At 49.3% G+C, this 26234-nt stretch carries 24 protein-coding genes; 8 read left to right on the top strand and 16 right to left on the bottom strand.

The features are described 5' to 3' along the window. Positions 1–4 precede the first annotated feature (4 nt). Genes tatA through trmH form a run of 6 tightly spaced genes read right to left on the bottom strand, consistent with a single transcriptional unit; the run spans position 5 to position 6034 of the window. Positions 5–208: a Sec-independent protein translocase subunit TatA gene (gene tatA, locus EGC76_RS09615; RefSeq protein WP_128352783.1), complete on the bottom strand. Its 204-nt coding sequence runs from the start codon at positions 206–208 to the stop codon at positions 5–7. A gap of 18 nt (positions 209–226) precedes the next feature. Further along, a complete protein-coding gene (gene ubiB, locus EGC76_RS09610; protein ID WP_128352782.1) occupies positions 227–1870 on the bottom strand; it encodes a ubiquinone biosynthesis regulatory protein kinase UbiB in 1644 nt (547 codons plus the stop codon). Next, positions 1867–2472, bottom strand: a complete 606-nt coding sequence (locus EGC76_RS09605) for a ubiquinone biosynthesis accessory factor UbiJ (protein WP_246013954.1) — start codon at positions 2470–2472, stop codon at positions 1867–1869. Before EGC76_RS09605 ends, ubiB begins: the two co-directional genes overlap by 4 nt. Continuing rightward, positions 2472–3227 carry a bifunctional demethylmenaquinone methyltransferase/2-methoxy-6-polyprenyl-1,4-benzoquinol methylase UbiE gene (gene ubiE / locus EGC76_RS09600; protein ID WP_128352780.1) on the bottom strand — a complete coding sequence of 252 codons (756 nt, stop codon included), beginning with the start codon at positions 3225–3227 and terminating at the stop codon, positions 2472–2474. The genes EGC76_RS09605 and ubiE overlap by 1 nt, the downstream gene beginning before the upstream one ends. 42 nt (positions 3228–3269) lie before the next feature. Further along, on the bottom strand, positions 3270–5351 hold the full coding sequence (gene recG, locus EGC76_RS09595) for an ATP-dependent DNA helicase RecG (RefSeq protein ID WP_128352779.1): 2082 nt from the start codon (positions 5349–5351) through the stop codon (positions 3270–3272). Continuing rightward, positions 5348–6034 (bottom strand): tRNA (guanosine(18)-2'-O)-methyltransferase TrmH, encoded by a 687-nt coding sequence (gene trmH / locus EGC76_RS09590; protein WP_128352778.1) that lies wholly within the window; start codon positions 6032–6034, stop codon positions 5348–5350. Before trmH ends, recG begins: the two co-directional genes overlap by 4 nt. 48 nt (positions 6035–6082) lie before the next feature. On the opposite strand from trmH, the gene EGC76_RS09585 reads away from it, so the two are divergent. Beyond that, positions 6083–6721 (top strand): TIGR01621 family pseudouridine synthase, encoded by a 639-nt coding sequence (locus EGC76_RS09585; RefSeq protein WP_128352777.1) that lies wholly within the window; start codon positions 6083–6085, stop codon positions 6719–6721. 101 nt (positions 6722–6822) lie between these two features. Then, positions 6823–8115: an amidohydrolase gene (locus EGC76_RS09580; RefSeq protein ID WP_128352776.1), complete on the top strand. Its 1293-nt coding sequence runs from the start codon at positions 6823–6825 to the stop codon at positions 8113–8115. A 37-nt stretch (positions 8116–8152) separates the two neighbouring features. Here EGC76_RS09580 and EGC76_RS09575 read toward each other — a convergent pair whose 3' ends face one another. Further along, positions 8153–9808 carry a fatty acid--CoA ligase gene (locus tag EGC76_RS09575; RefSeq protein ID WP_246013953.1) on the bottom strand — a complete coding sequence of 552 codons (1656 nt, stop codon included), beginning with the start codon at positions 9806–9808 and terminating at the stop codon, positions 8153–8155. 54 nt (positions 9809–9862) lie between these two features. After that, the gene (locus tag EGC76_RS09570) at positions 9863–11386 is read right to left on the bottom strand and encodes a carbon-nitrogen hydrolase family protein (RefSeq protein WP_128352774.1); all 1524 of its coding nucleotides are present in this window, start codon (positions 11384–11386) and stop codon (positions 9863–9865) included. Positions 11387–11515: 129 nt separating this feature from the next. On the opposite strand from EGC76_RS09570, the gene EGC76_RS09565 reads away from it, so the two are divergent. Further along, positions 11516–12841, top strand: coding sequence for a Na+/H+ antiporter NhaC family protein (locus EGC76_RS09565; protein ID WP_128352773.1), 1326 nt, complete (start codon positions 11516–11518; stop codon positions 12839–12841). On the opposite strand, the gene EGC76_RS09560 is transcribed toward EGC76_RS09565, so the two are convergent. From EGC76_RS09560 to gmk, 4 genes are read right to left on the bottom strand one after another with little or no spacing between them, the layout of a single operon-like run. Further along, positions 12838–13230 carry a Rid family detoxifying hydrolase gene (locus EGC76_RS09560; protein WP_128352772.1) on the bottom strand — a complete coding sequence of 131 codons (393 nt, stop codon included), beginning with the start codon at positions 13228–13230 and terminating at the stop codon, positions 12838–12840. The two genes, EGC76_RS09565 and EGC76_RS09560, sit on opposite strands and share 4 nt — an antisense overlap. Positions 13231–13232: 2 nt before the next feature. Further along, positions 13233–15347, bottom strand: coding sequence for a bifunctional GTP diphosphokinase/guanosine-3',5'-bis pyrophosphate 3'-pyrophosphohydrolase (gene spoT, locus EGC76_RS09555; RefSeq protein WP_128352771.1), 2115 nt, complete (start codon positions 15345–15347; stop codon positions 13233–13235). A gap of 5 nt (positions 15348–15352) precedes the next feature. Continuing rightward, a complete protein-coding gene (rpoZ, locus tag EGC76_RS09550; protein WP_128352770.1) occupies positions 15353–15628 on the bottom strand; it encodes a DNA-directed RNA polymerase subunit omega in 276 nt (91 codons plus the stop codon). Positions 15629–15672: 44 nt separating this feature from the next. After that, on the bottom strand, positions 15673–16314 hold the full coding sequence (gene gmk / locus EGC76_RS09545; RefSeq protein ID WP_128352769.1) for a guanylate kinase: 642 nt from the start codon (positions 16312–16314) through the stop codon (positions 15673–15675). A gap of 81 nt (positions 16315–16395) precedes the next feature. Here gmk and EGC76_RS09540 point away from each other — a divergent pair, with 81 nt between their 5' ends. The 4 genes from EGC76_RS09540 to EGC76_RS09525 all read left to right on the top strand — a co-directional run bounded on the left by EGC76_RS09540 (position 16396) and on the right by EGC76_RS09525 (position 21163). Beyond that, complete coding sequence (locus tag EGC76_RS09540) at positions 16396–16989, top strand: LemA family protein (protein ID WP_128352768.1); 594 nt, start codon at positions 16396–16398, stop codon at positions 16987–16989. Between the two features lie 15 nt (positions 16990–17004). After that, positions 17005–18651: a M48 family metallopeptidase gene (locus EGC76_RS09535; RefSeq protein WP_128352767.1), complete on the top strand. Its 1647-nt coding sequence runs from the start codon at positions 17005–17007 to the stop codon at positions 18649–18651. A 61-nt stretch (positions 18652–18712) separates the two neighbouring features. Continuing rightward, positions 18713–19819: an NADH:flavin oxidoreductase gene (locus EGC76_RS09530; protein WP_128352766.1), complete on the top strand. Its 1107-nt coding sequence runs from the start codon at positions 18713–18715 to the stop codon at positions 19817–19819. A 3-nt stretch (positions 19820–19822) separates the two neighbouring features. Continuing rightward, positions 19823–21163 (top strand): DASH family cryptochrome, encoded by a 1341-nt coding sequence (locus EGC76_RS09525; RefSeq protein WP_128352765.1) that lies wholly within the window; start codon positions 19823–19825, stop codon positions 21161–21163. A 13-nt stretch (positions 21164–21176) separates the two neighbouring features. Here the strand turns inward: EGC76_RS09525 and EGC76_RS09520 are convergent, their stop codons facing one another. From EGC76_RS09520 to EGC76_RS09505, 4 genes are all read right to left on the bottom strand, one after another. After that, positions 21177–22145, bottom strand: a complete 969-nt coding sequence (locus EGC76_RS09520; protein WP_128352764.1) for an alpha/beta hydrolase — start codon at positions 22143–22145, stop codon at positions 21177–21179. Positions 22146–22237: 92 nt separating this feature from the next. Continuing rightward, positions 22238–23518: an O-acetylhomoserine aminocarboxypropyltransferase/cysteine synthase family protein gene (locus tag EGC76_RS09515; RefSeq protein WP_128352763.1), complete on the bottom strand. Its 1281-nt coding sequence runs from the start codon at positions 23516–23518 to the stop codon at positions 22238–22240. 86 nt (positions 23519–23604) lie between these two features. Then, positions 23605–24666 (bottom strand): hypothetical protein, encoded by a 1062-nt coding sequence (locus tag EGC76_RS09510; RefSeq protein WP_164876827.1) that lies wholly within the window; start codon positions 24664–24666, stop codon positions 23605–23607. Continuing rightward, positions 24657–25568, bottom strand: coding sequence for an alpha/beta fold hydrolase (locus EGC76_RS09505; protein WP_128352761.1), 912 nt, complete (start codon positions 25566–25568; stop codon positions 24657–24659). Before EGC76_RS09505 ends, EGC76_RS09510 begins: the two co-directional genes overlap by 10 nt. Positions 25569–25745: 177 nt before the next feature. Here EGC76_RS09505 and EGC76_RS09500 point away from each other — a divergent pair, with 177 nt between their 5' ends. Beyond that, entirely contained in the window at positions 25746–26231 is a 486-nt protein-coding gene (locus EGC76_RS09500) for a YajQ family cyclic di-GMP-binding protein (RefSeq protein WP_128352760.1), read from the top strand. Positions 26232–26234 lie beyond the last annotated feature (3 nt).

Genomic DNA, 26234 nt, shown 5'->3' with positions numbered 1-26234 from the left:
GTGCTTATTTATCTTTTGTTTGATCAGGTGCTTGTTCTTTTTTCTGGTCCAGTTCTTTCTTTTCAACATCTTCATCAGTCACCGACTTTTTAAAGCCTTTTACTGCTGAGCCCAAATCAGAACCGATATTGCGTAGTCGTTTGGTGCCAAACAACAACACAATAATCACCAAAATAATCAATAATTGCCAAAGACTTACACCGCCCATAATTTGCCTCGTTTGGTTTTAGTTAGTGCGTCGCCAGGCCACAACGCCACTTACTGCTGTCGTCGCTGCCACTAACGCAACCAACCAGTCCGGTTGGTTTGCTACAAATAATAATGTTGTACTAATAATTAAGCCGCCAGTAATAGTCGCCCACCAGGTTTGCCGCGTCTGCAGCTTTTGCGCCTGGCGTAGCTCAGCTAACAACTGTTGTTGAGCTTGTGCATGTGGTTGCTGATGTTTTAAATAATCATAAAGCAAGGTTGGCATCTCAGGCAGCTTTTCTGCCCAAAACGGTGCATTTTCTTTTACTGAGCGCACCACAGCACGCCAGCCCAGCTGCTCCTGCATCCATTTTTCTAAAAATGGCTTTGCAGTTTTCCATAAGTCCAACTGCGGATATAAGGTGCGGCCCAACCCTTCTACATACAGCAAGGTTTTTTGTAACAGCACTAACTGCGGCTGCACTTCCATTTCAAAACGGCGCGCCGTATTAAACAAATTAACCAGCACGTGGCCAAAAGAGATATCTGCCAACGGCTTATTAAATATAGGTTCACACACGGTACGAATGGCCGACTCAAAGTCTTCAACATTGATGTGCGCTGGCACCCAACCTGAATCCACATGCAGCTCAGCCACCTTGCGATAATCACGATTGAAAAAGGCCAGAAAGTTTTCAGCTAGGTAACGTTTATCATCACGGTTAAGCGTACCGACAATGCCAAAATCGATACCTAAGTAGCTCGGATTATCGGGATTGTCGCGTGACACAAAAATATTGCCTGGGTGCATATCGGCATGGAAAAAACTATCCCTAAACACTTGCGTGAAGAATACTTCCACACCGCGCTCAGCCAGTATTTTCATATTCACGCCCATGGCCATTAGCGTGTCCACGTCGCTGACTGGAATGCCATCGATGCGTTCCATGACCATCACATTATGACGGCTATAATCACTGTACACCGTTGGAATATAAAGCAGCGGTGAATCATCAAAATTGCGTTTTAATTGAATGGCGTTGCCTGCTTCGCGCAGCAAATCAAGCTCATCAAGGAGTGTCTTTCGATATTCTTTGACGACCTCTTTCGGCTTCAGTCGGCGACCATCTGGCAGGTGCCTTGCTAACACGCCAGCCAAAGTTTCCATCAGCCGCAAATCGGCGTCAATTGAGGTACGAATGTCCGGCCGGATAACTTTAATTACAACATCAGCGCCAGCATCGTCACCACGCTTCAAACGCGCGGTATGTACTTGCGCAATCGATGCTGAAGCCAACGGATGCACAGAAAAGTCATCAAATGCATCATCAATCGACTTCAAATCCAGCGCTTTTTCAATGAGTTGTTGGGCTTTCTCGCCTGGAAATGCTTTAACTTTATCTTGTAATTTAGCCAGCTCATTTGCGATATCAGGCGGCAGTAAATCGCGCCGCGTTGACAGCATTTGGCCAAACTTCACCCACACCGGCCCAAGTGACTCTAATGCCAACCGTAAACGCGCACCAGCTGACTTTTGCTTATGCCTGTTCGGCATCCAGAACAGCGCATAACGCCCAACCCGTATACTCCAAGGTAACCAGCGGGCAGGGATAATCTCATCCAAACCGTAGCTTAAAAAGGTTTTCGTGATTTGATAGGCTCGCTGGATGCGCTGACTCACTTCGATTTCCTTTTACCAATTTCACGTTCTAGACGGTCAACTGTTGCGCGCAGTTGCTGCAATTGCTGTTTAAATACATCAAATTCAGTCGCACTAACAAGCAGTTGTTTTTCTTCAATCAAAACATCACGCACCCAATTCTTTTGGTCATCAAGTGCTTGCTCAAGCCAACTGCGGCTGCGCGCAAAGGCCTGACTCAAAAAGTGCGCTGGCACGTCGCCTAAACGCTGAGCTAGCTGCTCTTGCCAGTCAATATCAAGTTCGACAAACAACCGACTAAACTGCTGCGCCAGCAACGGATCACCATCAATATCTAGCGCATCGGCTTTGATCAAGCGGGTAATATTCGCGGTATCGCGTAATTCTGGCAGCACCGCAATGCGGGTCATAATATGGCAGTCTACCGGCTCATTATCGACCCAACTAAACCGTAAGCTATCGTCCAGTGCTTGCACGGTAAACGGCTTGCCAAGCTCAGTTAAGGTTACACGAACCCGCTTGTGGGCAACTTTTTTAAAGCGCTCCGGCGACTGCTCGTCAAGGCTTAACAGATGGTTGGCAAGGGCTTCAGCAGCGCCGGTCGGCAGTACGGTCCACAACATCAGAATTTAAACCCACGGTGCAAAGCAACAATGCCACCAGTTAAATTGTCAAACGTTACCTGCTCATAGCCGGCTTGCTCCATCATGCCTTTGAGCGTTGCTTGATCGGGGTGCATACGAATGGATTCAGCTAAATACTGATAGCTCTCAGCATCGCCAGCGACCATTTGCCCCATTTTGGGCAAGATATTAAATGAGTAAAAATCGTAAGCTTGATTGAGCATCGGTTGAATGGGTTTCGAGAACTCCAATACCAACAAACGACCGCCAGGCTTCAATACACGAAACATGGATTCCAATGCTTTTTGCTTATCAGTGACATTACGCAAACCAAAAGCGATGGTAATGATGTCAAAACTATCATCCGCAAACGGCAGCTCTTCGGCATTCGCTTGCACATAACGAACATTACCAACAATGCCTCGATTGCGCAGTTTATCCCGCCCCACTTCAAGCATGGCATCATTGATATCTGCCAAGACAACTTCACCGGTTGGACCCACGCGACGCGAGAACTGTGCGGTTAAATCACCTGTTCCACCGGCAATATCGAGCACCTTCATACCGCTACGAACGCCACTGCAATCAATGGTATAGCGCTTCCACAAACGGTGAATGCCGAATGACATTAAGTCATTCATCACATCGTACTTTTGCGCTACCGAATTGAATACGTTAGCAACCAGGCTTTGTTTCTCGGTTTTCGCAACCTGCTTGTAACCAAAATCGATTGTGTCTTGATTGGAATCTTTCATGTTTAAACCTTTTTGAACATCTCGCGCTAGTGTACTACGAAATCATGCTTGGGCGTAGTGGTCGCGGCGCGGTAACCAGCGCAAGATCAAAGCATCTGCAGTTTGTGGATAGCGCGCCCAAATGGTCTGGGCTAATTCGTGTACTTGGTCCACCAAGTGACTGTGTTTTACCAGGTCGGCAACCTTCATTTCGGTCAATCCGGTTTGCTTCTGGCCGAGCAGCTCGCCCGGTCCACGCAGCTCAAGATCGCGCTGCGCAATCACGAAGCCATCACTGCTGTCACGTAGCACCGCCAACCGCTGCGTTGCTGTTTTAGACAACGGTGCATGGTACAGCAGTACACAATGGCTGGCAGCAGCGCCGCGCCCAACACGGCCACGTAATTGATGCAGTTGCGCCAAGCCTAAACGCTCCGGGTTTTCAATAATCATCAGACTTGCATTGGGCACATCAACGCCCACTTCGATAACCGTCGTCGCAACCAGCAAATCCAATTCATGCGCCTTAAAAGCAGTCATAACAGCTTCTTTCTCTTGGCTTTTTAAACGCCCATGAACCAAGCCAATGCGCAGATTCGGCAGCGCTTCTTGCAACTGACTGGCGGTATCTTCCGCCGCTTGGCATTGCAAGGCTTCGGATTCTTCTATCAGCGTACATACCCAATACGCTTGTAAACCTTGATCGGAGCACACGTGTTCTACACGATCGATGACTTGGTCGCGCCGCGTGTCTGGAATGGCCACGGTCTTAACGGGCGTTCGGCCTGGCGGCAGCTCATCGATGATTGAGGTGGCCAAATCAGCATAGGCCGTCATCGCCAAGGTCCGTGGTATAGGGGTTGCGGTCATAATTAATTGATGGGGTTGGTAACCTTGATCAACACCTTTTTGCCGCAGCTCGAGGCGTTGGTGCACCCCAAACCGGTGCTGTTCATCGATAATGACCAGAGCCAAATTGTGGTAGGTCACTTCGGCTTGAAATAATGCATGCGTGCCCACCACCAGTTGAACGCGCCCCGCTGCCACAGCAGCTAAATTTTCTTGGCGCTCCTTGGCCTTCTGTTTACCCGCCAGCCAACCGACCTGGATACCTAATGGTTGCAGCCATTGCCGAAACGTCAATGCATGTTGTTCGGCAAGTATCTCAGTGGGTGCCATTAACGCAACTTGAAACCCCTGCCCAATTGCGGTTAGCGCAGCCAGTGCTGCAACCAATGTTTTGCCTGAACCCACGTCGCCTTGAACCAGCCGCATCATTGGCAAATCCATGGCAAGATCGGTTTGAATTTCTTGCACCACGCGTTGTTGGGCTGCGGTTGGTTTAAAGGGTAATTGTGCCAAAAATTGCTGCTGCAACTCTTCATTGATATGCAGTGCCCGTGCTTTATGCGCCTGTTTGAGTGCGCGTAACTTGAGTAAGCTCACTTGATGCGCCAGCAATTCTTCTGCAGCAAGTCGTGTTTGCGCAGGGTGAGTGCCCTCACTCAATTGTTGCAAGCTCACGTCCAATGGCGGCCGATGCAGGGTGCGAATAGCTTGCGCTAAACTCAAGCCCCCTGGGCGCAATTGTTCCGGCAACAACTCTGGCAACGCTTGATCATTTAAGTAGGTGAGTGCTTGCTCACTGAGCTTGCGCAACGTAGCTTGCTGAACGCCTTCGGTGGCTGGGTAAACAGGCGTTAGAGCTTCTTCGCCGAGGCTTGGTGTTTCATCGTCAATAATCTTGTATTCGGGGTGAATCATATCAGGCCCACTAATACCGCGACGCGCCTCGCCGAATAACTGCAAACGTGTGCCTTGTGCAAACTGCTTAAGCTGTGCCGCGGAAAACTGGAAAAACACCAAATTCAACACACCGCTCGCATCGCGCACCCGCACCTTCAGCATGCGACGGCGGCCATAGGCAACCTCAGCTTTAAGTACTTCCGCAATGACCGTTGCGCTGGTGCCGGGTTGCAGAGCTGCAATCGGGTAGATACGTGAGCGGTCTTCATAACGTAACGGCAAGTGTAAGAGTACGTCCTGCACATTCACCAACCCCAGCTTCGCCAGCTTGGTTTGTAGCTTGGGCCCCACACCTTTCAGTGTGCTTATAGGAATTCGGTGCAGGCCGTCGCCGCTCATCGTTTTGCGCTCCGAATGCGTTGCCACCATTGTTCATCGGCAACAATTTGGCCGGTTTTATCTAAGCTTGGGTAGGGAATATCATTGAGCCGACATAAACGTGCAAAAATAGGATGCCCGCCTTCAAACAATACGCGCTCGCGCTCAGCTGCGCTAACCGTTGACTGCTGATAACAACCCGCGGCTTCGCGTTGGCGCTGTGCCTCATACAGAATCACTGCTGCGGCCACTGACACGTTGAGTGATTCAGCCATGCCCACCATAGGTATAATAATTTCATGGTCTGCCGCAGCAATAGCTTCTGGCGTTACACCGCGGCGCTCTTGGCCCATAATAATGGCCGTTGGCTTGGTATAATCAATAGTTCGAAAGTCGACCGCATGTTGCGATAGGTTGGTAACCAGAATTTGTTTGCCCTCAGCGCGAAGTTGGTTAATCGCAGGATCAAGGCCATTGTGATGGTGAACTTTCACCCACTTTTCACTACCAACGGCCGCACCACGCTTAATGCGCAACGCTTGCTCGTACCAAATAGCGTGTACTTCATGGATGCCAACAGCATCCGCAGTGCGCACAAGCGCAGCTAAGTTATGATTTTTGTGGACACTCTCTAAACACAACGTAAGATCAGCCTGACGCTTATCTAACAATTGTGAAATTCGTGCGAAGCGCTCCGGCGACATGATGATTTCCAACAGTTTTTCACTCAAACTTAAGGCAAGTATAACGGCATGCGTGAGTTAACCATAGTGTTTCACCACCCAGATTTCTATGTGCTGGATAAACCTGCTGGTGCGCCTATGCATGCCAACGATGACGAGCGCAGTGTTGTACATCAGCTCAGCGAGCAACTAAACGAGCCTCTGTGGCCCGTGCACCGGCTTGACACGCCAACATCGGGAGCCTTGTTGGTGGCTCGGAATCAGGCCGCTGCAGCTGCCTTGAGTGAGCTTTTCGCTCAGCGCGCCGTGCAAAAGTTCTACTTGGCCATTAGTGCCGGCAAGCCGAAGAAAAAGCAAGGATTGGTAAGTGGCGACATGCAGAACGTACGTCGTGGCAACTGGCGATTGCTGCATACCCATGACAACCCAGCTCAAACCCGGTTTATGAGTTACTCGCTGAAGCCTGGTTATCGTTATTATGTTTTAAAGCCGATTACTGGGCGTACCCATCAGTTACGCGTGGCGTTAAAAAGTTTGGGCGTTCCCATTTGCGGCGATAAACGCTACGGTGGTGAACCTGCGCAGCACTTGCATTTGCATGCCTGGAAATTACAGTTCACTTACGCCAATGCCCTTATCGATATTGAAGTACCTTGGCCCGCTTACGAACATTTTCTAGATTTACCCGCCAGCATTTCGACGCTTTAACTTTCCTGCGCGATATTCGACCAAGGTGTAGCTTGGCATTGTGATGAAAAAAGCGGCATACTCATTGCTACACATCGTTAGAAACCCAAAGGGATCAATTCATGAAACGTACAGCAATTAGCTTGGCGTTAGTCGCCGCAGCCAGCTCACTTTTTGGCGCAGCCCAAGCACAAGAAACAGTCAAAATTAATGCGCAACTTGAACAGAAAATCATCGAGTGGCGTCGCGATTTGCACCAACATCCAGAATTAAGTAATCGTGAATTCCGCACCGCAAAAGTCATCACAGCGCACCTAGAAGAGCTGGGCCTTGAAGTTCAAACCGGTGTTGCCCATACCGGCGTTGTTGGCCTGCTGAAAGGTGGCAAGCCTGGCCCAACCATCGCGTTACGCGCTGACATGGACGCCTTGCCGGTTGTTGAACTCACCGATGTACCGTTCGCGTCAAAAGCGGTGTCTGAATACCGAGGCAAAGAAGTTGGCGTTATGCACGCATGTGGGCACGATTTACACGTTGCCATGTTGATGGGTGCCGCAGAAAAACTAACAGCTATGCGTGACCAGCTTGCTGGAAATGTTGTGTTTATCTTTCAGCCCGCAGAGGAAGGCGCGCCTGCAGATGAAGAAGGTGGTGCAGAGCTGATGTTGAAAGAGGGCTTATTCAAGCAATATGCTCCTGAAGCCGTGTTTGGTATTCACGTATGGTCTGCTGGTAACACCGGTGAAATCGGTTATCGCGAAGGCCCATTAATGGCCTCTTCTGATCGCTTTGAGATTAATGTTAAAGGTCGCCAAACGCATGGTTCACGCCCTTGGGGTGGAGTGGATCCAATTGTCGCCGCGGGTCAGATTATCAGTAACACGCAAAGTATCATTTCACGCCAAGTGGATATCACCAAAGCACCTGCAGTGGTGAGCTTCGGAATTGTGGAAGGCGGCGTGCGCAACAACATCATTCCGGATGAAGTCTATCTGGAAGGTACCATTCGTAATTTTGATATGGGCAATCGTGCACAGATTTTTGAAAATCTGAAAACCACCGCAGAAATGACCGCGAAAGCGAGCGGTGCTGAAGCGCACGTACACATTGATGAAGGCTACCCAGTCACTATTAATAACCCGGAGCTAACACGTCAAATGCTGCCAACCATGCAACGCGTTGCTGGTGCGGATAACGTGAAGGTGAATGCCTTAGTTACTGGCGCAGAGGACTTTTCATTTTTTGCGCTTGAAGTGCCTGGGTTATTCGTGTTTTTGGGAATCACGCCTGACGGCCAAAACCCTGCTGAAGCGCCAAGTAACCATTCGCCGTACTTCTACGCAGACGAAGATGCACTTAAAGTAGGTACCGAGCTTTATGTGAACTGGGTGTTTGACTACGCCAACACGAAGTAAGCAAAACACTCGTTAAGATACGAAGAAAAAACGCCCTTTATTGGGCGTTTTTCTTAAGCATTTCTCGAATCACTTTCTTATCAATTTTCCCGACACTGGTACGTGGAATTTCGTCCACGACTTTTACCGTGTCTGGAATAGCCCACTTCTCAATCAACCCTTCATCAACATATTGCTGCATATGCGCCACCACTGCTTGATGGTCAACTTGAGCGCCAGCACGAACGGTTACTAAAGCGTGTGGACGCTCGCCCCATTCATCATCCGGCAACCCAATAACAGCCGCTAATTCAATATCCTGATGCTTACTAATTAGATTTTCGATGTCTAGCGATGACACCCACTCGCCGCCGGTTTTAATCACATCTTTGATGCGGTCACGGATCTGTAACGTGTAACTGCTATCAATGGTTCCAACATCGCCGGTGTGCATCCAACCATTTGCCCACAGCTCTTTACTCTTATCCGGTTCCTTTAAATAACCTTGAGTAAGCCACGGCGTACGCACCACAACCTCCCCCATGGCTTCGCCATCATGCGGTAAAAAGCGCCCATTGCTGTCAATAATACGCATATTCACAAAAGGTACCGGTCGGCCAGTTTTAATACGTTCAGCAACTTGCTCATCATGGCTGAACTCCGATGCATGGAGTGGCATCCAGGTTGTGCTCAACAATGGACAGGTTTCTGACATGCCGTAGCCGGTATAAATTTCTATACCACGCTCCAACGCTGCGCTTGCCAACCCAGCGGTTAATGCGCTGCCGCCTATCAATACCTGCCAGCCGCTGAAGTCGATGGCCTTGGCTTTTTCACTGCTTAATACCATCTGCAAAATAGTTGGCACACAATGTGAGAAAGTCACCTTCTCGGTCATGAATAGTTTCAACAGGGTTGCTGGCTCGTAGCGCCCCGGATAAACCTGCTTCAAACCCATCATGGTCGCGACATAAGGAACGCCCCATGCGTGCACATGAAACATAGGTGTTATTGGCATATACACGCTGGATGACTGCATCAATTGCATGTTGTCATTCATTGAAGTGGTCGCAGCCAAAGTCATGGTGTGCAACACCAGTTGACGGTGGGAGAAATAAACCCCTTTCGGATTACCCGTGGTACCCGTGGTGTAGAAGGTTGTAGCGATTGCGTTCTCATCAAAATCAGGGAAATCAAAGTCGGGCAGCGCTTTACGTAATAACTCTTCATATTCGCCCGCAGTTTTAAGCGGCGCTTCGCTGGGTGTATCTGAATCACTTAATTGAATGAATTTCTCAACCGTCATGAGTTCATGCTTCACTTTCGCCAATAACGGCAAGAAATCGTCATGCGCCAGTACCAGTTTGTCTTCGGCATGATTCATGGTGTACACAATTTGTTCTGGGGCCAAACGCACGTTCACTGTATGCAGAACCGCGCCAATCATTGGAATTGCGAAGAAACATTCCAAGTACCGTGGCGTATCCCAGTCGAGTACAGCAACCACGTCGCCGGCTTTCACACCCGCTTCTGTCAATACATTAGCAAGACGGCACACACGCTCATTAAATTCACGATAGCTGAAACGCTGGCCGTTGTTACCCCCTACAATTTCATTGTCACCACCGTAACGCTGGCTTGATAACAACAATTGCTTAATGAGTAACGGGTACTCGTAGGCGTCTTCCGTCGGTTTTAAGAGTTTTACCGGCATAATGGTTCCTTGTTGTTCTGTATTCTTGTTATGTATTCTTGTCTTTTTATTGTTCTACCACTTTCGTGTCACTTCATAAATATCGGTGCGACGATCCTTCAGATTCGTCACCGAGCCTTCATGATGTAAGTAACGCAATTCATCTAAATTGAGATCAGAGAATATAAGTTGCTCCGTGTTGGCTGTGGTTTCAGCCAAGATAGCATCGTAGGGAAACGCAAAGTCGGACGGTGAGAATACTGCCGACTGCGCATACTGCACGTCTAAACTTTCAACCTGCGGCAAATTACCCACACTGCCACAAGTAACCACGTAACATTCGTTTTCTACGGCACGCGCTTGTGCACAGTGACGAACACGCAAATAAGCATTGCGCGTATCGGTCCAAAACGGCACAAACAAAATTTCTAAGCCTTCATCGGCCATCAGGCGACCCAGTTCCGGAAATTCCACGTCGTAACAGATCAGGATGCCAATTTTGCCGGCATCGGTATCAAATACCTGCACATGATCGCCACCTTCGATGACCCAATCGCGTTTTTCATGGGGCGTAACATGGATTTTGCGTTGCTCTTCAATGGTGCCGTCACGACGGCACAAATACGATGCGTTATAAATCACATCGTCTTCATTAATCGGCATCGACCCAGTAATAATATTGACGTTATAGCTCACCGCCATTTGCGACATTTCACGTTTAAAACGTTCGGTGAACCCCGCCAAGAAGCGAATCGCATCCTTTTGCTGGCTCTGATCAGTTAAACCCATTAACGGCGCATTAAAGAACTCAGGGAATACCGCGAAATCGCTTTGGTAACTTGAAATGGCATCAACGAAATATTCTACTTGGCGCAGCATTTCTTCAACCGAGTCAATTTCACGCATTTGCCACTGCAGCGCACCCACACGAACATTGCGGATACGTGAGCCGAGGATGTTATCCGATGGCTCGTATAAAAAGTTATTCCACTCCAACAAGGTGGCAAAACCTACCGAGCGTTTATCTTCAGGTAAGTATTTACCCAGCAAGCGCTTCACGGTGAAATCGTTGGCGAGTTGGAAGGTTAAAATCGGGTCATAAATTTCACGACGATGCACGGCCTCAATGTACTGGCCCGGTGTCATCTCATCGGCGTATTTATGGAAATTGACAATGCGACCACCGGCCAAGATGGCTTTTAGGTTCGATTGTCGGCACAACTCTTTACGCGCATCATAAAGACGTCGACCGAGACGATAGCCCCGATAGTCCGGATGAATCAGTACATCCAAACCGTAAATAGCATCGCCTTTGCGATCATTAAGAATATTCTCCCGCGCATCCATCAAATCATCATAGGTATGCGGGTTACTGAAGCGTGCGTATTTAACTTTCACAGTTAACGCAACGCCCACCAATTGCCCATTATCTTCCAGGCAAATTTGTCCTTCTGCGAACTCATTGATTAATTTTAAAATCGTGTGTTCGCCCCAAGCGCCACCAATGTCTGGATAGACTTTATCCATTAATGCTTTTAACTGGGGGTAATCGTCTTTGCGAAGATTACGCAACTGTAAATGAAGTTCATCCGGGCTCATAGACATCCTTTGGTGTTCTGTGTACAACTTGAATAAAGGTAAGCGTTCTACGCGGTGCTTGCAACGTCAAGATAAGACATATAAACTTCTGGACGTCTAAATAACAACATAACCATTGCAAGGATTTTTATGACACAGCCAGCCAGTGCCAAGGCCCTTCTGCCTCTTGGTTTATTTCTTACGCTGTTTCTTGGCACCGGGATCTATTTCCAACAAGCAGGTGTCGACTATGCGTTTTATCAACTCGCCAGCCCTGTCGCTATTTTACCGGCCATTATTTTAGGCGTGCTGCTAAGCAAACAGGCATTCGAGCAACGCATTGACACCTTTGTCGCTGGCGTTGGTGAGCGCAACATTGTCACCATGTGCATGATTTACCTGTTAGCAGGCGCCTTTTCCACGGTTGCGGCAGCAACGGGTGGTGTCGACGCAATGGTGGCATTAGGGCTAAACATCATTCCGCCGCAATTCTTATTGCCTGGCTTGTTCATTATAGCTGCAGTGGTCTCAACCGCTATGGGCACATCAATGGGCACACTGGCCGCACTCGCACCCGTAGCGCTTGGCTTAGGCGAAGCTGCCGAGATCGACTTGGCCTTGCTAGCTGGGGTATTAGTCAGTGGTGCCATGTTCGGTGATAACTTGTCTTTTATTTCTGACACAACAATTGCCGCGACGCGCACGCAAGGCTGTGAGATGAGTGACAAATTTAAAGCCAACCTTAAAATTTCATTGCCCGCTGCCGCCATCACGATTATTTGGTTACTTACCTACGACACCGGCGCAGTGCCACCTAAGATTCCCGAAGCAAACTTGTGGTTGAGCCTTCCGTATTTCTTCATCATTGTGCTCGCCGTAATGGGGCTGAACGTATTTGCTGTGCTCACTCTGGGTATCATTCTAGCGGCTGCTTTTGGCATGTTCACGGTTGGCTACGAATGGGTGGCATTTAGCAAAGATGTTTACGAAGGCTTCACCAGCATGCAAGAAATTTTCTTGCTCTCGCTGCTTATTGGGGGGCTGTCGGCACTCATCCGTCAGCAAGGCGGTTTGAAGTTCTTAGCCAATACCGTCAGCGCAGTCACCGGCCGTTTATTCAAACATAAACAGCAGCGGGCTGCGTTTGGTATCGCCGCTTTAACCGGGCTCACCAACTTCGCCGTAGCCAACAACACCGTGACCATTTTACTTTCCGGTGAAGTCAGTAAACGCTTGGCCGAAGAAGGGAATCTAGCGCCCCGCCAAAGTGCCAGTTTGCTGGATATATTTGCATGCGTTGTACAAGGTGCCTTGCCCTACGGGGCGCAGGCGCTACTAATGGGCGCCAGCTTCGGGCTTTCGCCGTTAGAAGTGAGTGTTCACACAGGCTACTGTTTTATTCTGGCTGGCGTTGCAATTGCAATGATCGTCTGGCGCAGACCGTTAGAAGCCCGCACCAGCGAAGCCGTTGCTTAGTTGGTGCTAGGTATCTCCATAACACCGTCAATTTCTATTTGCGCGCCCTTTGGCAAGGCTTTTACGCCAATTGCGGCGCGCGCTGGGTATGGCATCTCAAAAAATTCTGCCATCACTTCGTTCACAATCGGGAAGTTGCCAAGATCAGTCAGGTAAATCTGAACTTTGATCATATCTTGCAAGCAACCGCCCGCAGCTTCACACACTGCAGTTAGATTCTTAAATACTTGTACAGCTTGCGCACGAAACTCTTCGCTGACGAACTCCATGGTTTCAGGCACCAATGGAATTTGGCCGGACAAGTATACCGTTGTACCTATTTTAACGGCTTGCGAATAGGTTCCAATAGCGGCAGGTGCTTTTTCAGTGCTGATAATAACTTTTGACATGGTTACTTCCTTAATCGCGATACACGCTGCACATTCGGCATTTTTCGAATGTGGCGAATAACATCGGCGAGTTGTTTTCTATCTCGCACACTCAGTGCGATATCAATGTAATAGACATTGGCATCAAGCTCTTCAGTTTTCAGGCCATGAATATTGCAGCCAGTACTCGCTATCGATGCCGTAAGTTTGGCTAAAGCGCCTTGGTGGTTCACAATTTCCACCCGCACTTCAGTCGTAAATTCAGCGTCCATGTTGGTTTCCCACTGTACTGGGAAATAACGGCCTGGCTCTTCTTCATAGCCGCGCACGTTTTTACATTCACGGCGGTGCACAACCAGACCCTTACCGGGGCTTACATGGGCAATAATATCGTCACCAGGAATTGGTCGGCAACATTTTGCGAAGCTAACCAGCAAGCCTTCTGCACCGCGAATGGCTAACGTGGATTTCGCCATCGAAGCAGCTTGTTCATCTTTGAGTTGGGCCAGTTCGCCAAGTAACCGTTTTGCGATGGCTATCGACATCATGTTGCCGAGACCAATTTCACGCAGCAGTGCCGGTACGTCGTCGAGCTTCACTTCTTTTAGCACGCGCTTGAAGTCTGCTGCAGGAATCTCATCATAGTTCACTGGACCTAAAGCTGCACGCAACAATCGTTCGCCTAAATATTCCGCCTCGCGTGACTCTTGACCTTTCAAGTACTGGCGAATTTTCGCCCGTGCTTTGCCGGTAACGGCAAAGTTTAGCCATGCAATATTTGGCCGAGAACCGGGCGCCGTTTTGATTTCAACGGTTTGCCCCGTTTCCAATGGCTTCGACAACGAATACACCTTGTGATTGACGCGCGCACCGATACAGGTGTTACCGATATCCGTATGCACCGCATAGGCAAAATCAACAGGCGTAGCGCCTTGCGGTAACTCAATGATGCGCCCTTCTGGCGTAAACACATAAATTTCTTCAGGGAACAGCTCTGACTTCACGTTTTCAATAAATTCAAAGGTGTTGCCTGTGCTTTGCTGCAACTCAAGCAAACTCTGCATCCAGCGCCGCGCGCGAACCTGCGCGGTAGTGCCGGTGCTCTCGTCGGTTTTATACAGCCAGTGCGCCGCAACGCCACGATCTGCCATTAAGTTCATTTCTTCGGTACGAATTTGAACTTCAACAGGGATACCGTGTGGGCCTTTTAACGATGTATGCAGCGACTGGTAGCCATTCGACTTGGGAATGGCTATGTAATCTTTAAAGCGCGTTTCAATTGGCTTATATAAGTTGTGTAACGCACCAAGAACGCGATAGCAGGTATCGAGTTCATCAACAATCACCCGAAACGCGTAAATATCCATCACTTGCTCGAACTTCAGCTCTTTGTCGCGCATTTTGTGATAGATGCTGTATAGATGCTTTTCGCGGCCAAGTACGCGGGCTTTGATGCCAACGTCTTTTAAGCGCTTTTCAATTTCTTCTTGCACCCGCTCAACCAACTCACGTCGGTTACCGCGGGCTTTTTTAACTTCTGACTCAAGTAATTTCGCGCGCCACGGATGCAAGGCATGAAAGCCGAGCAACTCGAGTTCATTCTTAATATCGTGAATACCCAAACGATGAGCAAGTGGCGCATAGATTTCGAGTGTTTCACGGGCAATGCGGCGACGCTTCTCAGGACGCAAATGCCCGATAGTACGCATATTGTGCGTGCGGTCTGCTAACTTGATCAAAATCACCCGTATGTCTTGCACCATCGCCATGATCATTTTGCGATAGTTTTCAGTTTGCAGCTCTTCTTTCGAATGAAACTGCAACTTGTCCAACTTGGACACACCCTCAACCAATTCGGCGACGGTAGAGCCAAACTGTTCCGCAAGGTCTTCTTGGGTATATTGGGTATCTTCAATCACATCATGCAGCAACGCGGCCATGATGGTTTCGTGATCGAGTCGCATGTCAGCCAATAGGCCTGCGACTGCCACGGGGTGGGTAATATAAGGTTCGCCGCTATGGCGTTTTTGTAGCTTGTGTCCGTCGGCAGCTAATTTGAAGGCCGCAGCAGCGCGCTCCACCTCTTCTGGTGGCAAATACTCAGCTAGCTGTTGCCTGAGGCCTTCAAACAAATACACCCGATTTACTCAAGCCCACGAATTGCGTCAACGGCCGCCATTTCTTCGGCGTCTTTTTGCGCCATTTCAGTACGCTCTTCAGCGTCTAAACGCTTCGCGTCAATAAATCCGCCTTCAATTTCGCGCAAGGCGACAACGGTGGCTTTTTCATTGTTCTTCCAAGGAACCAAAGCTTCTTTGCCTTGGGTTGCCAATTGGCGAGCACGACGTGCTGATACCAGTACTAAATCAAATCGGTTGCCAATACGGTCAACAGCATCTTCTACAGTTACGCGAGCCATGTTTACTCCAACTATGTGCAAAACGGGTCAGGAATTATACGGATTTACCCGCCATTCGCCAAGAGATCTTTGAGTTTAGCGGCATGCCGCACTTGTTGTAATCCTAACTTAAGCCGCTGCGCAAATACAATATGCTCAAGTTGCGCCAACGTTTGCTCAAATTTGTCGTTGACCAACAGGTAGTCAAACTCATGATAATGCGACATTTCCGCCTGAGCTTTTGCCATACGCGAGCAAATAACTTCGTCGCTGTCTTGCCCCCTGGCGCGCAAGCGCTGCTCAAGAGTTTCCAGACTTGGCGGAACAATAAAAATTGACTGGGCACTTGGGTGCGCTTCACGAACCTGACGTGCACCTTGCCAATCGATATCAAGAAACACGTCAATGCCTTGCGCTAAAGTCTGTTCAATGTAAGTGCGTGAGGTACCGTAGTAGTTACCGAACACGTGCGCCCATTCATAAAATTCATTATTGGTGATTTTATCTTTGAATTGGCTTTCGGTAAGAAAGTGGTAGTGCTCACCGTTAACTTCACCAGGGCGTGGCGCACGGGTAGTACACGACACAGACACTTGCATGCTGTCATGGCTATGGCGTTCCAGCAACGCACGAATTAAACTGGATTTACCTGCCCCACTTGGAGCAGCCAAAATAAACAAGTTGCCGTTGGCGATTGGTGTTTTCATGAATAATTACATTGATTGGCTTGCTAATAACGGCAAAGCATAGCATGTTGCATAGACAAATAACTAGAGCGGAGAAACGGGATGACTACAGGCTGGATTATTATCATTGCAGTAGTAGTGTTGCTGGTTTACCTAATTGGCATCTACAACAAACTAGTACGCTTTAAAAATCAATTCGAAAACGCCTTTGCGCAAATTGAAGTGCAACTGAAGCGCCGCTATGACCTGATTCCTAACTTGGTTGAAACAGCAAAAGCTTACTTAACCCACGAACGTGAAACATTAGAAGCCGTTATTTCGGCGCGTAACCAAGCTGCAGCGGCATTGCCGAATGCGGCAAAAGACCCAACCAATGCGGGTGCCATGCAACAACTCGGTGGTGCGGAATCAGCTTTGGGCAGTGCGCTTGGCCGCCTGAACGTAGTGATGGAAGCTTACCCAGATTTAAAAGCCAACCAAAACATGATGCAGGTTAGTGAAGAATTAACCAGTACGGAAAACCGCGTGGCATTTTCACGGCAGGCATTTAATGACGCTGTAATGACTTACAACACCTATCGTCAGTCATTCCCGCCAGTGGTTTTTGCAAGCTTCTTTGGGCATAGCAAAGACGCCAACTTGCTTGAGTTTGCTGACAGCGCCGAGATTCAAGCCGCGCCAAAAGTTAATTTTTAAGGCGAGCGACTAAGTATGGTTAATTTTTTTGAACACCAACAGCAGGCCAAGCGTAACACTGGCCTGCTGGTTGTGCTGTTTCTGATTGCCTTTACGTTGATTATCGGTTTCGTTGCTTTGGTCACAGCCGCTATTTTCGGTGGCGTTGCGGTGCAACAAAACGGGGAATACCACTTCAGTTGGGAGCCTATTGCCTGGGTGGTGGTGTTAGTAGGCGGCGGTATTTTAATGGCCATGTTGGTCAAGTGGCTCAGCCTTAAGCCCGGCGGCCACGTGGTTGCTGAAAGCTTGGGCGGCGAGCGCATCTCCCCAGACACCACAGATCCGTTAGAGCGGCGTATTCTTAATGTCGTCGAAGAAATGGCGATTGCTGCAAACATGCCGGTTCCGGCGGTTTATTTACTTCCCAATGAAAGCAACATCAATGCCTTTGCCGCAGGTTACGAAACCAAAGATGCGGTAATTGGCTTAACCCGCGGTGCGGTCGAAACTTTTTCGCGTGAGCAACTTCAAGCGGTAGTCGCACACGAGTTCAGCCATATTTTGAATGGCGACATGCGTCTTAATATTCGCTTAATCGCCGCACTTGCAGGAATTCTGTTGATTGCACATGTGGGCCGAATATTTATTCACTCAGCGCGTTTTAGCGGCGCCCGTAGGCGCGGTAATGGCAATGCGTTGCCATTAGTGGGCTTAGCCTTATTCATCATCGGCTACATTGGTGTGTTTTTTGGCAATTTAATCAAGTCTGCGGTAAGTCGACAGCGTGAATATTTAGCTGACGCCGCAGCCGTGCAGTTTACTCGTAATCCAGAAGCATTGTCCGGTGCGCTGCAACAAATTGGCGCGCGTGAACACGGCAGCCGCATTGCACATGCCAATGCCGATGAAACAGCCCACCTGTTTTTTGGCCAAGCGCTCAGCTCTTGGCTAACTTTAATGGCCACACACCCACCGCTGGACAAACGCATTAAGCGCATCCAACCTAGCTGGAATGGTCGCTACCCGCAACCCAAACAGGCCATGGCTCAGTCTGAAACTGAACAGCAAGCCAGCCAATCGCAACCATCCGCATTGAATCGCTTAGCGATGTTAGCTTTGCCAGCATTGTTGCTTGAGCGAGCCCGATCGCCGCAACAGGCACCGCAGTTTATTCGTGACATGGTGGTGGGTCAGCTATTCGGTGAAAGCCACCCAAACTTAACGGCACTGACACCAGCGCAGCAGTTGGCATTAGTTGAACTGTCAGTACCAGCACTGCGCGTAGCGAAAGACTCAGACAGGCTCGCTCTGCTGCAAGATCTCGAACGCCTTGACCAAAGCGACGACTTATTCCATTGGTGCCTTTACCAGCTACTGGCCCGCCAGCTAACCAAAGACAAACGATTTCAAGCGAAGCTTGATAATGCGGAAGCCTTTGCCGCAACAGTCGTTGCCTTGAAACGTGCGGAACAAAAAGAACCGGTCGATTTTCGTCAACTTGAACAGGCGCTAAATACTTGTAAAAGCTGGTCACCACGGGCAAAACAGCCGTTGGTTAAGAAATGGGTTGAAACTGTCGCGGCAGACCAACATATCTCAGATACCGAGCGCAAACTTGTTGCGACGCTATGTGCCTGCATTGAAGAACCTCTTCCCGATGAAATGCTGAATAACGCCTAACAACGATCGTTTTGCTGAGTTATTCCGTAATGCCATCACCAGACTGATTCAAGGAGTTATCATGTCGACCGATTTATCCCCGTTACTTCAACCATTTTCATGCAAGTCACTGAACCTGCGTAATCGCGTTGTTATGGCGCCTATGACACGCAGCTTTTCTCCCGGCAACGTGCCAAATGCTGCTGTTGTTAGCTACTACCAGCGTCGGGCCGAAGGCGAAGTGGGCCTCATCATCACCGAAGGTGTTGAAATCAATCATCCCGGTGCAAGCGGCTTCCCGAACGTGCCCCATATTTTTGGTGAACAGGCTATGGCAGGCTGGAAACAGGTCGTTGATGCCGTGCACCAAGCGGGTGGACAAATTATTCCACAGTTATGGCACGTGGGTGGCGTACGCAAGCCAGAAGATGACAATGCTGCGCCAGCCTATAGCCCGTCTGGGTTGTTCGCCCCGGGTAAACCAAACGGCGTCACCATGACCCAGCAGGATATTGATGACGTGGTCGCTGCCTTCGCTGACTCGGCCAAACAAGCCAAGGATGTGGGTTTTGACGGTGTTGAAATTCATGGTGCACACGGTTATTTAATTGACCAATTTTTATGGGAAGGCACCAATAAACGCGACGATAGCTATGGCGGTTCACTCGCAAACCGCGCCCGATTCGCCTGCGAAATTGTGCGGGCCGTGCGGACCGCTGTCGGCAAAGACTTTGCCATCGTATTTCGCTTCTCGCAGTGGAAACAGCAAGACTACGACGGCAAGTTAGCTAACACGCCAGAACAACTGAAAGAATTGCTCGACCTGCTGATTGATGCGGGTGTGGATATTTTCCATGCCTCAACGCGCCGGTTCTGGGAAACAGAATTTGAAGGGTCTGATCTGAACTTAGCCGGTTGGACGCAGAAGCTAACTGGTAAACCTGCTATTTCAGTAGGCAGCGTTGGCCTTACCGAAGACTTTATCAGCGGTACCTTTGCTTCCGACAAACCTGCAGTAGAAAAATCAGGTATCGATGAGCTCGTTAAACGTATGGGTAACCACGAATTCGAACTTATTGCGGTTGGTCGTGCCCTGTTGCAAGACCCCAATTGGCTGCAAAAAATGCGTGATGGCCGTGAAGATGAGGTTGAAGCATTCAGCAAGGCCGCATTGAAAGAGCTGGTGTAGCCAATGGCCAAGCATCGGGTGGGTTTAGTTTGGTTTGAAAATGATTTACGCACCGACGACCACCCGTTGCTGCACCACGCTGCTCAAGAATGCCAGCAGCTCATTTGTTTGTATTGTGTGAACCCGAAATGGTTTCAACCGAATCGATACGGGTTGCGCAGTATGGGCGAATTACGCTGGCAATTTTTACAACAAAGCCTCGCCGACCTCGACAACCAACTGCAGACGCTGGGCCAACGCTTATTTGTTTCCTATGAGGCGCCTTTGCATGCGGTCGCTAAACTGATTGCAGAATTTGGTGTTGATGCCATCTATCGCAGCCATCAGTCCGGTGCTTACGAGCGCCACTATTTTGATATTGTGCGCGAGCGCTACCCTTTTCTGGACTACGTGCAAGATGACACCACCACCTTGTTTGAACGCGCGCAACTACAACACATCATGCCGTCTCAAACTGAGAGCTTTCCGGCATCGTTTTCGAAATTCCGCAAATATGTCGAAAGCAACAGCTTACGGCCGGCTATCAAAGCGCCGTTGCCAGCCCCCGCGTCGTTACCACCGAAGCCAGCCCGTTTAAATTGCTCGACTTTTCAGCCACCCGCAACACCCAACGAAAACAGCCCTTTCAGTGGGGGTAGCGCAGCGGGTCAGCAACATATCGAGGGCTATTTCAAGAGCAACGCTGCACAGCACTACAAGACCACCCGCAACGCACTGGACACCTGGCAGCACTCCACCAAGTTTTCACCATGGCTGGCCGACGGTTCTGTGTCGGCAAGACAAGTTCTAGCACAGTTAGACCAACATGAAGCCCGGCAAGGCGCTAATGAGAGTACCTATTGGATATTTTTTGAATTACTCTGGCGCGAATATTTTCATTGGTATGCACAGCATTACGGCAACCAAGTATTTGCTGCCGGAGGCATTCAAGGCCACCGCCCCACAACCAGCTTTTATCCTGGGCGTTTTCAAAAGTGGTGCCAGGGAAATACACCCTACCCAATTGTGAATGCGTGCATGAAACAGCTTAATGCCACCGGCTATATTTCAAATCGCGGCCGACAATTAGTCGCAAGCTGTTTTGTTCATGAGCTTGGACTAGATTGGCGCTATGGTGCGGCCTACTTTGAACAGCAGCTGGTTGATTATGACGTTGCTGCGAATTGGGGCAATTGGCAGTACTTAGCCGGAGTTGGCGCCGACCCGCGCGGCCATCGTTGGTTTGATCTGGGCAAGCAAACCGCTATGTATGACCCAAAACGCGAGTTTATAGAACGCTGGCAAGGTGACGACCACGAGCAGCATCTCGATCACAGCGATGCTGCCGACTGGCCAATACGCTAATTCCTAAATGCGCTTAGCGCTGTTTTTGCAGCCACGTGTACAAATGCTCGTGCATTTTCGGATCCATAATCCCCATTAAAAAATGGTGTCTATCCTGAATCAGCTTCACGGTCACATAACGCGAATTAAGCGCTTCAAAATAGTCATATGGCCCCACCGGATCAACATCACTGGCTAGAATGAGCGTAGGAACTTTTACTGGCGGCAACACCTGGTGCAAATCTAAAGAAGACGGATCAATTTCTTTCGTAACAAGAGCATTACGAACACCTTCGCGAATTGACTTTTCAGAAACAATTTTACTGGTGTTTTTGTAGGTCATCTTAGTGACTTCATAAACCGCATCTTCAAATTGACGCATGGGTGCTAACAGCACCATACCGCTAATGTCGTTACGCTGCCGCGCCACATGCACCGCCGCTAATGCACCCATTGAAAAGCCGGTTAAATAAATCGGGTGCGGCCGTTCGCGCGCCGGCAGGGAGTCAATTAATGTGGTGATCATGTCAGCATCTTCAACCGCAAAACCAGGTGTATCATGCGATGACCCGCCATGGCCTTTTAAATCCGGAATAACCACATGAAAACCGATAAAACGGTAGTAATCTGCAAGGAAGAACATGGTTTCTTTGCTGCCACCGTAGCCATGTAACATGACCATGGTGCCACGGCGCGCTTCAGGAATTTGCTTACGGTCTAAGGCTAACTTGTATTCAATGGTTTTATCGTCGCCCACCGCAGTAAACGAAAAACTGCGGCCGGTTTCATCCTTAATTGGCGCACCATACAAATACTCGGTACAACCGCCCAGATGTGGCATACAAAACTGACGTGATTCACCACCAAGTTCCGCAATAATTTCCGGCATGTTGGCAGGAATACCCAAAGGCTCAACCCGATTTAATAATTTATGCTCAACGTAGGTGGCACACCCCTGTAATAGGGTGACGGCGAGCAGTCCAAAACACAACTTGCGATACATCGGGGAACCTCAACATGCTTATCTGACAATTGATATATTCCCCGATAATATCACTTCTTTACGTAACGCCAACAGTCTTTACGTTGCGTTAATTAGGCGAGCGCTTGTGCCAAGTCAGCGAGGATATCGTCAATATGCTCTATGCCCACACACAAGCGTATTGCTTCAGGCTTGACGCCAACCTTCGCCTGTTCGTCTGGTGTTAGCTGACGGTGCGTGGTCGACGCTGGATGACACGCCAATGATTTCGCATCTCCAATATTTACTAACCGCTTGAATAACTGCAACTGGTCATAAAATTTTACCCCCGCTTCATAGCCGCCTTTGATACCAAAAGTTAGCAGCGAAGCGGGTAACCCGCCCTTAATTGTCGCTTGAGCAAGGTGATAATGAGGGTGATCAGAGGTGCCGGCATAGTTAACCCAATCCACATGTTCATGCTGGCGTAAGTAATCGACCACCCGTTGTGTGTTCTCGCAGTGTCGTTGCATCCGCAGTTCTAAGGTTTCCAGACCCTGTAAAATTAAGAAGGCGTTAAAAGGTGATAACGCTGAGCCTGTGTTGCGAAGCGCTACCGTACGTGCTCGGGCAATAAATGCCGCTGCTTCAAAAGCTTCATTGTAAATCACCCCATGATAAGCCGGCTCCGGCTGGCTAAATTGTGGGAATTTTTGGCCGTGCTTAACCCAGTCAAAACGGCCGCCGTCAACCACAATGCCCCCCACCGTGGTGCCGTGACCACCAATGTACTTCGTTAACGAATGCACCACGATATGCGCACCCAGTGCCAATGGTTGGCATAAGATAGGGGTTGCGACCGTATTATCCACAATCAAAGGTACGCCGGCTTGCTCAGCAACCTCAGCCAGCCCCTTGATATCGGCAATGTTGCCCGCAGGATTACCGATGCTTTCGCAATATAAAGCCTTTGTATTGTCGTCCACCAGCGCCGCTAACGAAGCCGGTGAGTCGTCTTTTGCAAAGCGCACTTCGATGCCTAAGGCCGGCAGCTGGTGTGCAAATAACGTATAGGTTCCACCGTAAATTTGCGGCGTGGTAACAATGTTATCACCCTGCTTCGCCAACGTGATCAGTGTGTAATGAATGGCTGCCATACCGGATGCAACCGCCAGCCCGGCAATGCCCCCTTCAAGGGCTGCTACACGCTGCTCTAGCACGTCATTGGTTGGGTTCATAATGCGCGAATAAATGTTCCCGGGAACAACCAAATCGAATAAGTCCGCGCCGTGCTGCGCACTATCAAATTCGTAAGCCGCGGTTTGATAAATCGGTACCGCGACCGACTTGGTGGTAGGGTCAGTTTCATAGCCATGATGAATAGCTAATGTGGCGGGTTGATAGGTTGCAGTCATGACGGCCTCTTACAATCGATTAATTACAGATGTTTATACGTTTAGACGTCTATAATAATTAAAAGCCATCATGGTGCAAGCATTATTTAAAGTTGTTTAAGTAGCTCGAGAATATCGCTGTGCACGCCCGCGGCTGTCACTTCAGGTCCAGCGCCTGGCCCTTGTATGATTAACGGGTTGTGCTGGTATTGTTGACTGCGAATAATGAAATTCGCATTACCTGGCGGCAAATGTGCATAGGGTGAATCCGCGCTAACGGGTACTAAGCTGGCTTCGGCGTCAATATGCCCTGAGTTGGATTGCTTTACGCTGCCAATATAACAAAACTGTTTCGCGTCAGGGAATGCCTGCAAACGCCATTGGTCAAACGCATTATCAAACAGCTCACCATGCTGCCAAAATTGTTCAACACTGCATTCGCGCAGTGCGGCCGGAACCAAGTTTTGAAGGTTAACGTCAGCAAGCTCAAGTGCCCAGCCAGCATCCCGTGCCAGAATCAGGAGCTTGCGGGCGACATCCATACCGCTTAAATCGGTGCGTGGATCCGGTTCGGTAAAACCTAAATCGGCGGCTTTGCGCAACCAACGTGAAAGGCTGTCGCCCGGACGGTACTGCTGAAATATCCACGATAAAGAGCCCGAAAAATTACCTTCCATTGCGGTGATTTGATCGTAACAATCCAACCTTTCGCGAATAGCCTTTTGAATGGGTAGCCCAGCGCCCACAGTGGTGTTGTAGAGCCAGTATCGTTGGTGATCGCTTAGTGCCTGCCGAACTTGCTGGTAGTAGTCAGGATGGCTTGAACCAGCGTATTTATTGGCGCTTATAATGTGCGCACCTGCGGCTATCCAATCCGGATAGGCTCGGCTGACCCTCTTTGATGCGGTTAAGTCCAACACCACAACGGGCTGATTACGTTCGTTTAGAGTGGTAATTTCGCGCATCAGGGCTTGGTCTACAGCATCAGTCTCCCGCTGCTCCCGATAGTTCACGGGTAACGGCCATAACCATAAGCGTTTTGAGTTTGCTGCTGCGTGCACGTAGGCCGAGGCCGGAAGTCGATGGGCAAAGTCACGCAACCAAGTTTGACCAATATTCCCTAAACCAACCACAATAATAGCGAGCTGTTTGGCGTGCATCAGTTGCATGAGCATTCCAAAAAGCTTGCAAGAACAGCTGCGTAATCGGCCGTGTTCTTAATAAAGCCGTCGTGACCATAAGTAGAAGGCAAGATATGACAACCGCGCCCGTCGGGCAGCGCAGCGTGAAATTCATGCAGCAAGCTCGGCGGTACCAATTGATCGCTATCAAAACCAATCAACAGCGTCGGCTGCTCTATGTGGTATGGCTCAATTCGGTAGTCATCAAGGGCCGGCCCAAAAATCTCAAACAATTGCCGCGCACGGGGTAACGACCGCTCCACCGTACGAAGACCGCGACTTTCAATGTAGGCGACGGCATCTTTCGGATTGGGATAGTACTGATCCATGCCATCGGCGCTACGATAACTCAGCATAGCCAGTGCACGTGCCAGTTGAGCGCCGCGTTGCGGCTGCCCAGCAGCATCGCCCAAGCGCACGAATTCGCGCTGCAGCGCTCGTAACATAACAGCTTGAGCGGTCGGCCGATGGGCAGCGCCAATAACTGCCACGCGCTGGAACTGCAGGCGTTTATCTTGCGCCAGCTCAAGCGCTACCAAGCCACCGTAAGAACCACCCACCACGGCATGAAACTCCAACCAATCAAGCTCCTGCAACGCGGTGCTGATGTAGGCGGCTTGCTCGGTAATTGTGGTTGGCAGCGCGGCAACTTCCGATGCGCCATTGCCACCAGCATAGTCAACTGTAATTATCTTAAATTTGCTAGGATTTACCGCCTCAGCAAGCCCTTGCCACCAACCGTCTTCGGTATCGGTGATGGCATCGCGGTCGCCCGAGATACCTCCTAATACTAATACTAACGGCCCATTACCTATTTCATTCAGGTACAGCACACCACCTGGCACTGGGCAGGTATGTGTAACAGCTGGCGCAATTGATGCGTGGGTCATGAAGTAAGCCTCATTAAAATTGGATGACGCTAATGTATCGGCTTTTACTGACAATATCAATATGGACGTTTAGATGTCCAAAATAATAAATCCATAATTTTTGATATGGTTTTGTATAACGCCTCACTTATTGCGATAATCCGAATATGTAAGTTAATAATTAGGTGACAAACAACCATGCCAAGTTTTGATATTGTTTCTGAAATCGACAAAGTTGAATTGAAAAATGCGGTGGATAATGCAACCCGTGAAATCACCACGCGTTTTGACTTTCGCGGCGTAGAAGCCACTATCGAATTGAATGACCTAACGGTTACGCTAACCTCAGAGTCAGACTTTCAAGTGCGCCAGCTGCAAGACGTATTTAACAACCATTGTGCCAAGCGCAACATCAGCATGGCTGGTATTGAAATGCCGGATGAACCAACCCATAGCGGTAAAACATATAGCCTCGCATTAACCTTCAAGCAAGGCATTGATCAGCCGCTCGGCAAAGAAATCACCAAGAAAATCAAAGAAAGTAAAATCAAGGTGCAGGCCTCCATTCAAGGTGACAAAGTTCGCGTTACAGGCAAAAAGCGTGACGACTTGCAGCAAGCTATCGCATTGTTGAAAAACTCCGATATTGAATTGCCGCTGCAGTTTGAGAACTTCCGCGACTAGCTC

This window comes from Pseudidiomarina gelatinasegens, from assembly GCF_004025325.1.
In the GTDB taxonomy this organism is placed as follows: Bacteria; Pseudomonadota; Gammaproteobacteria; order Enterobacterales; family Alteromonadaceae; genus Pseudidiomarina; species Pseudidiomarina gelatinasegens.
This window is presented reverse-complemented; position numbering and strand designations above follow the sequence as displayed.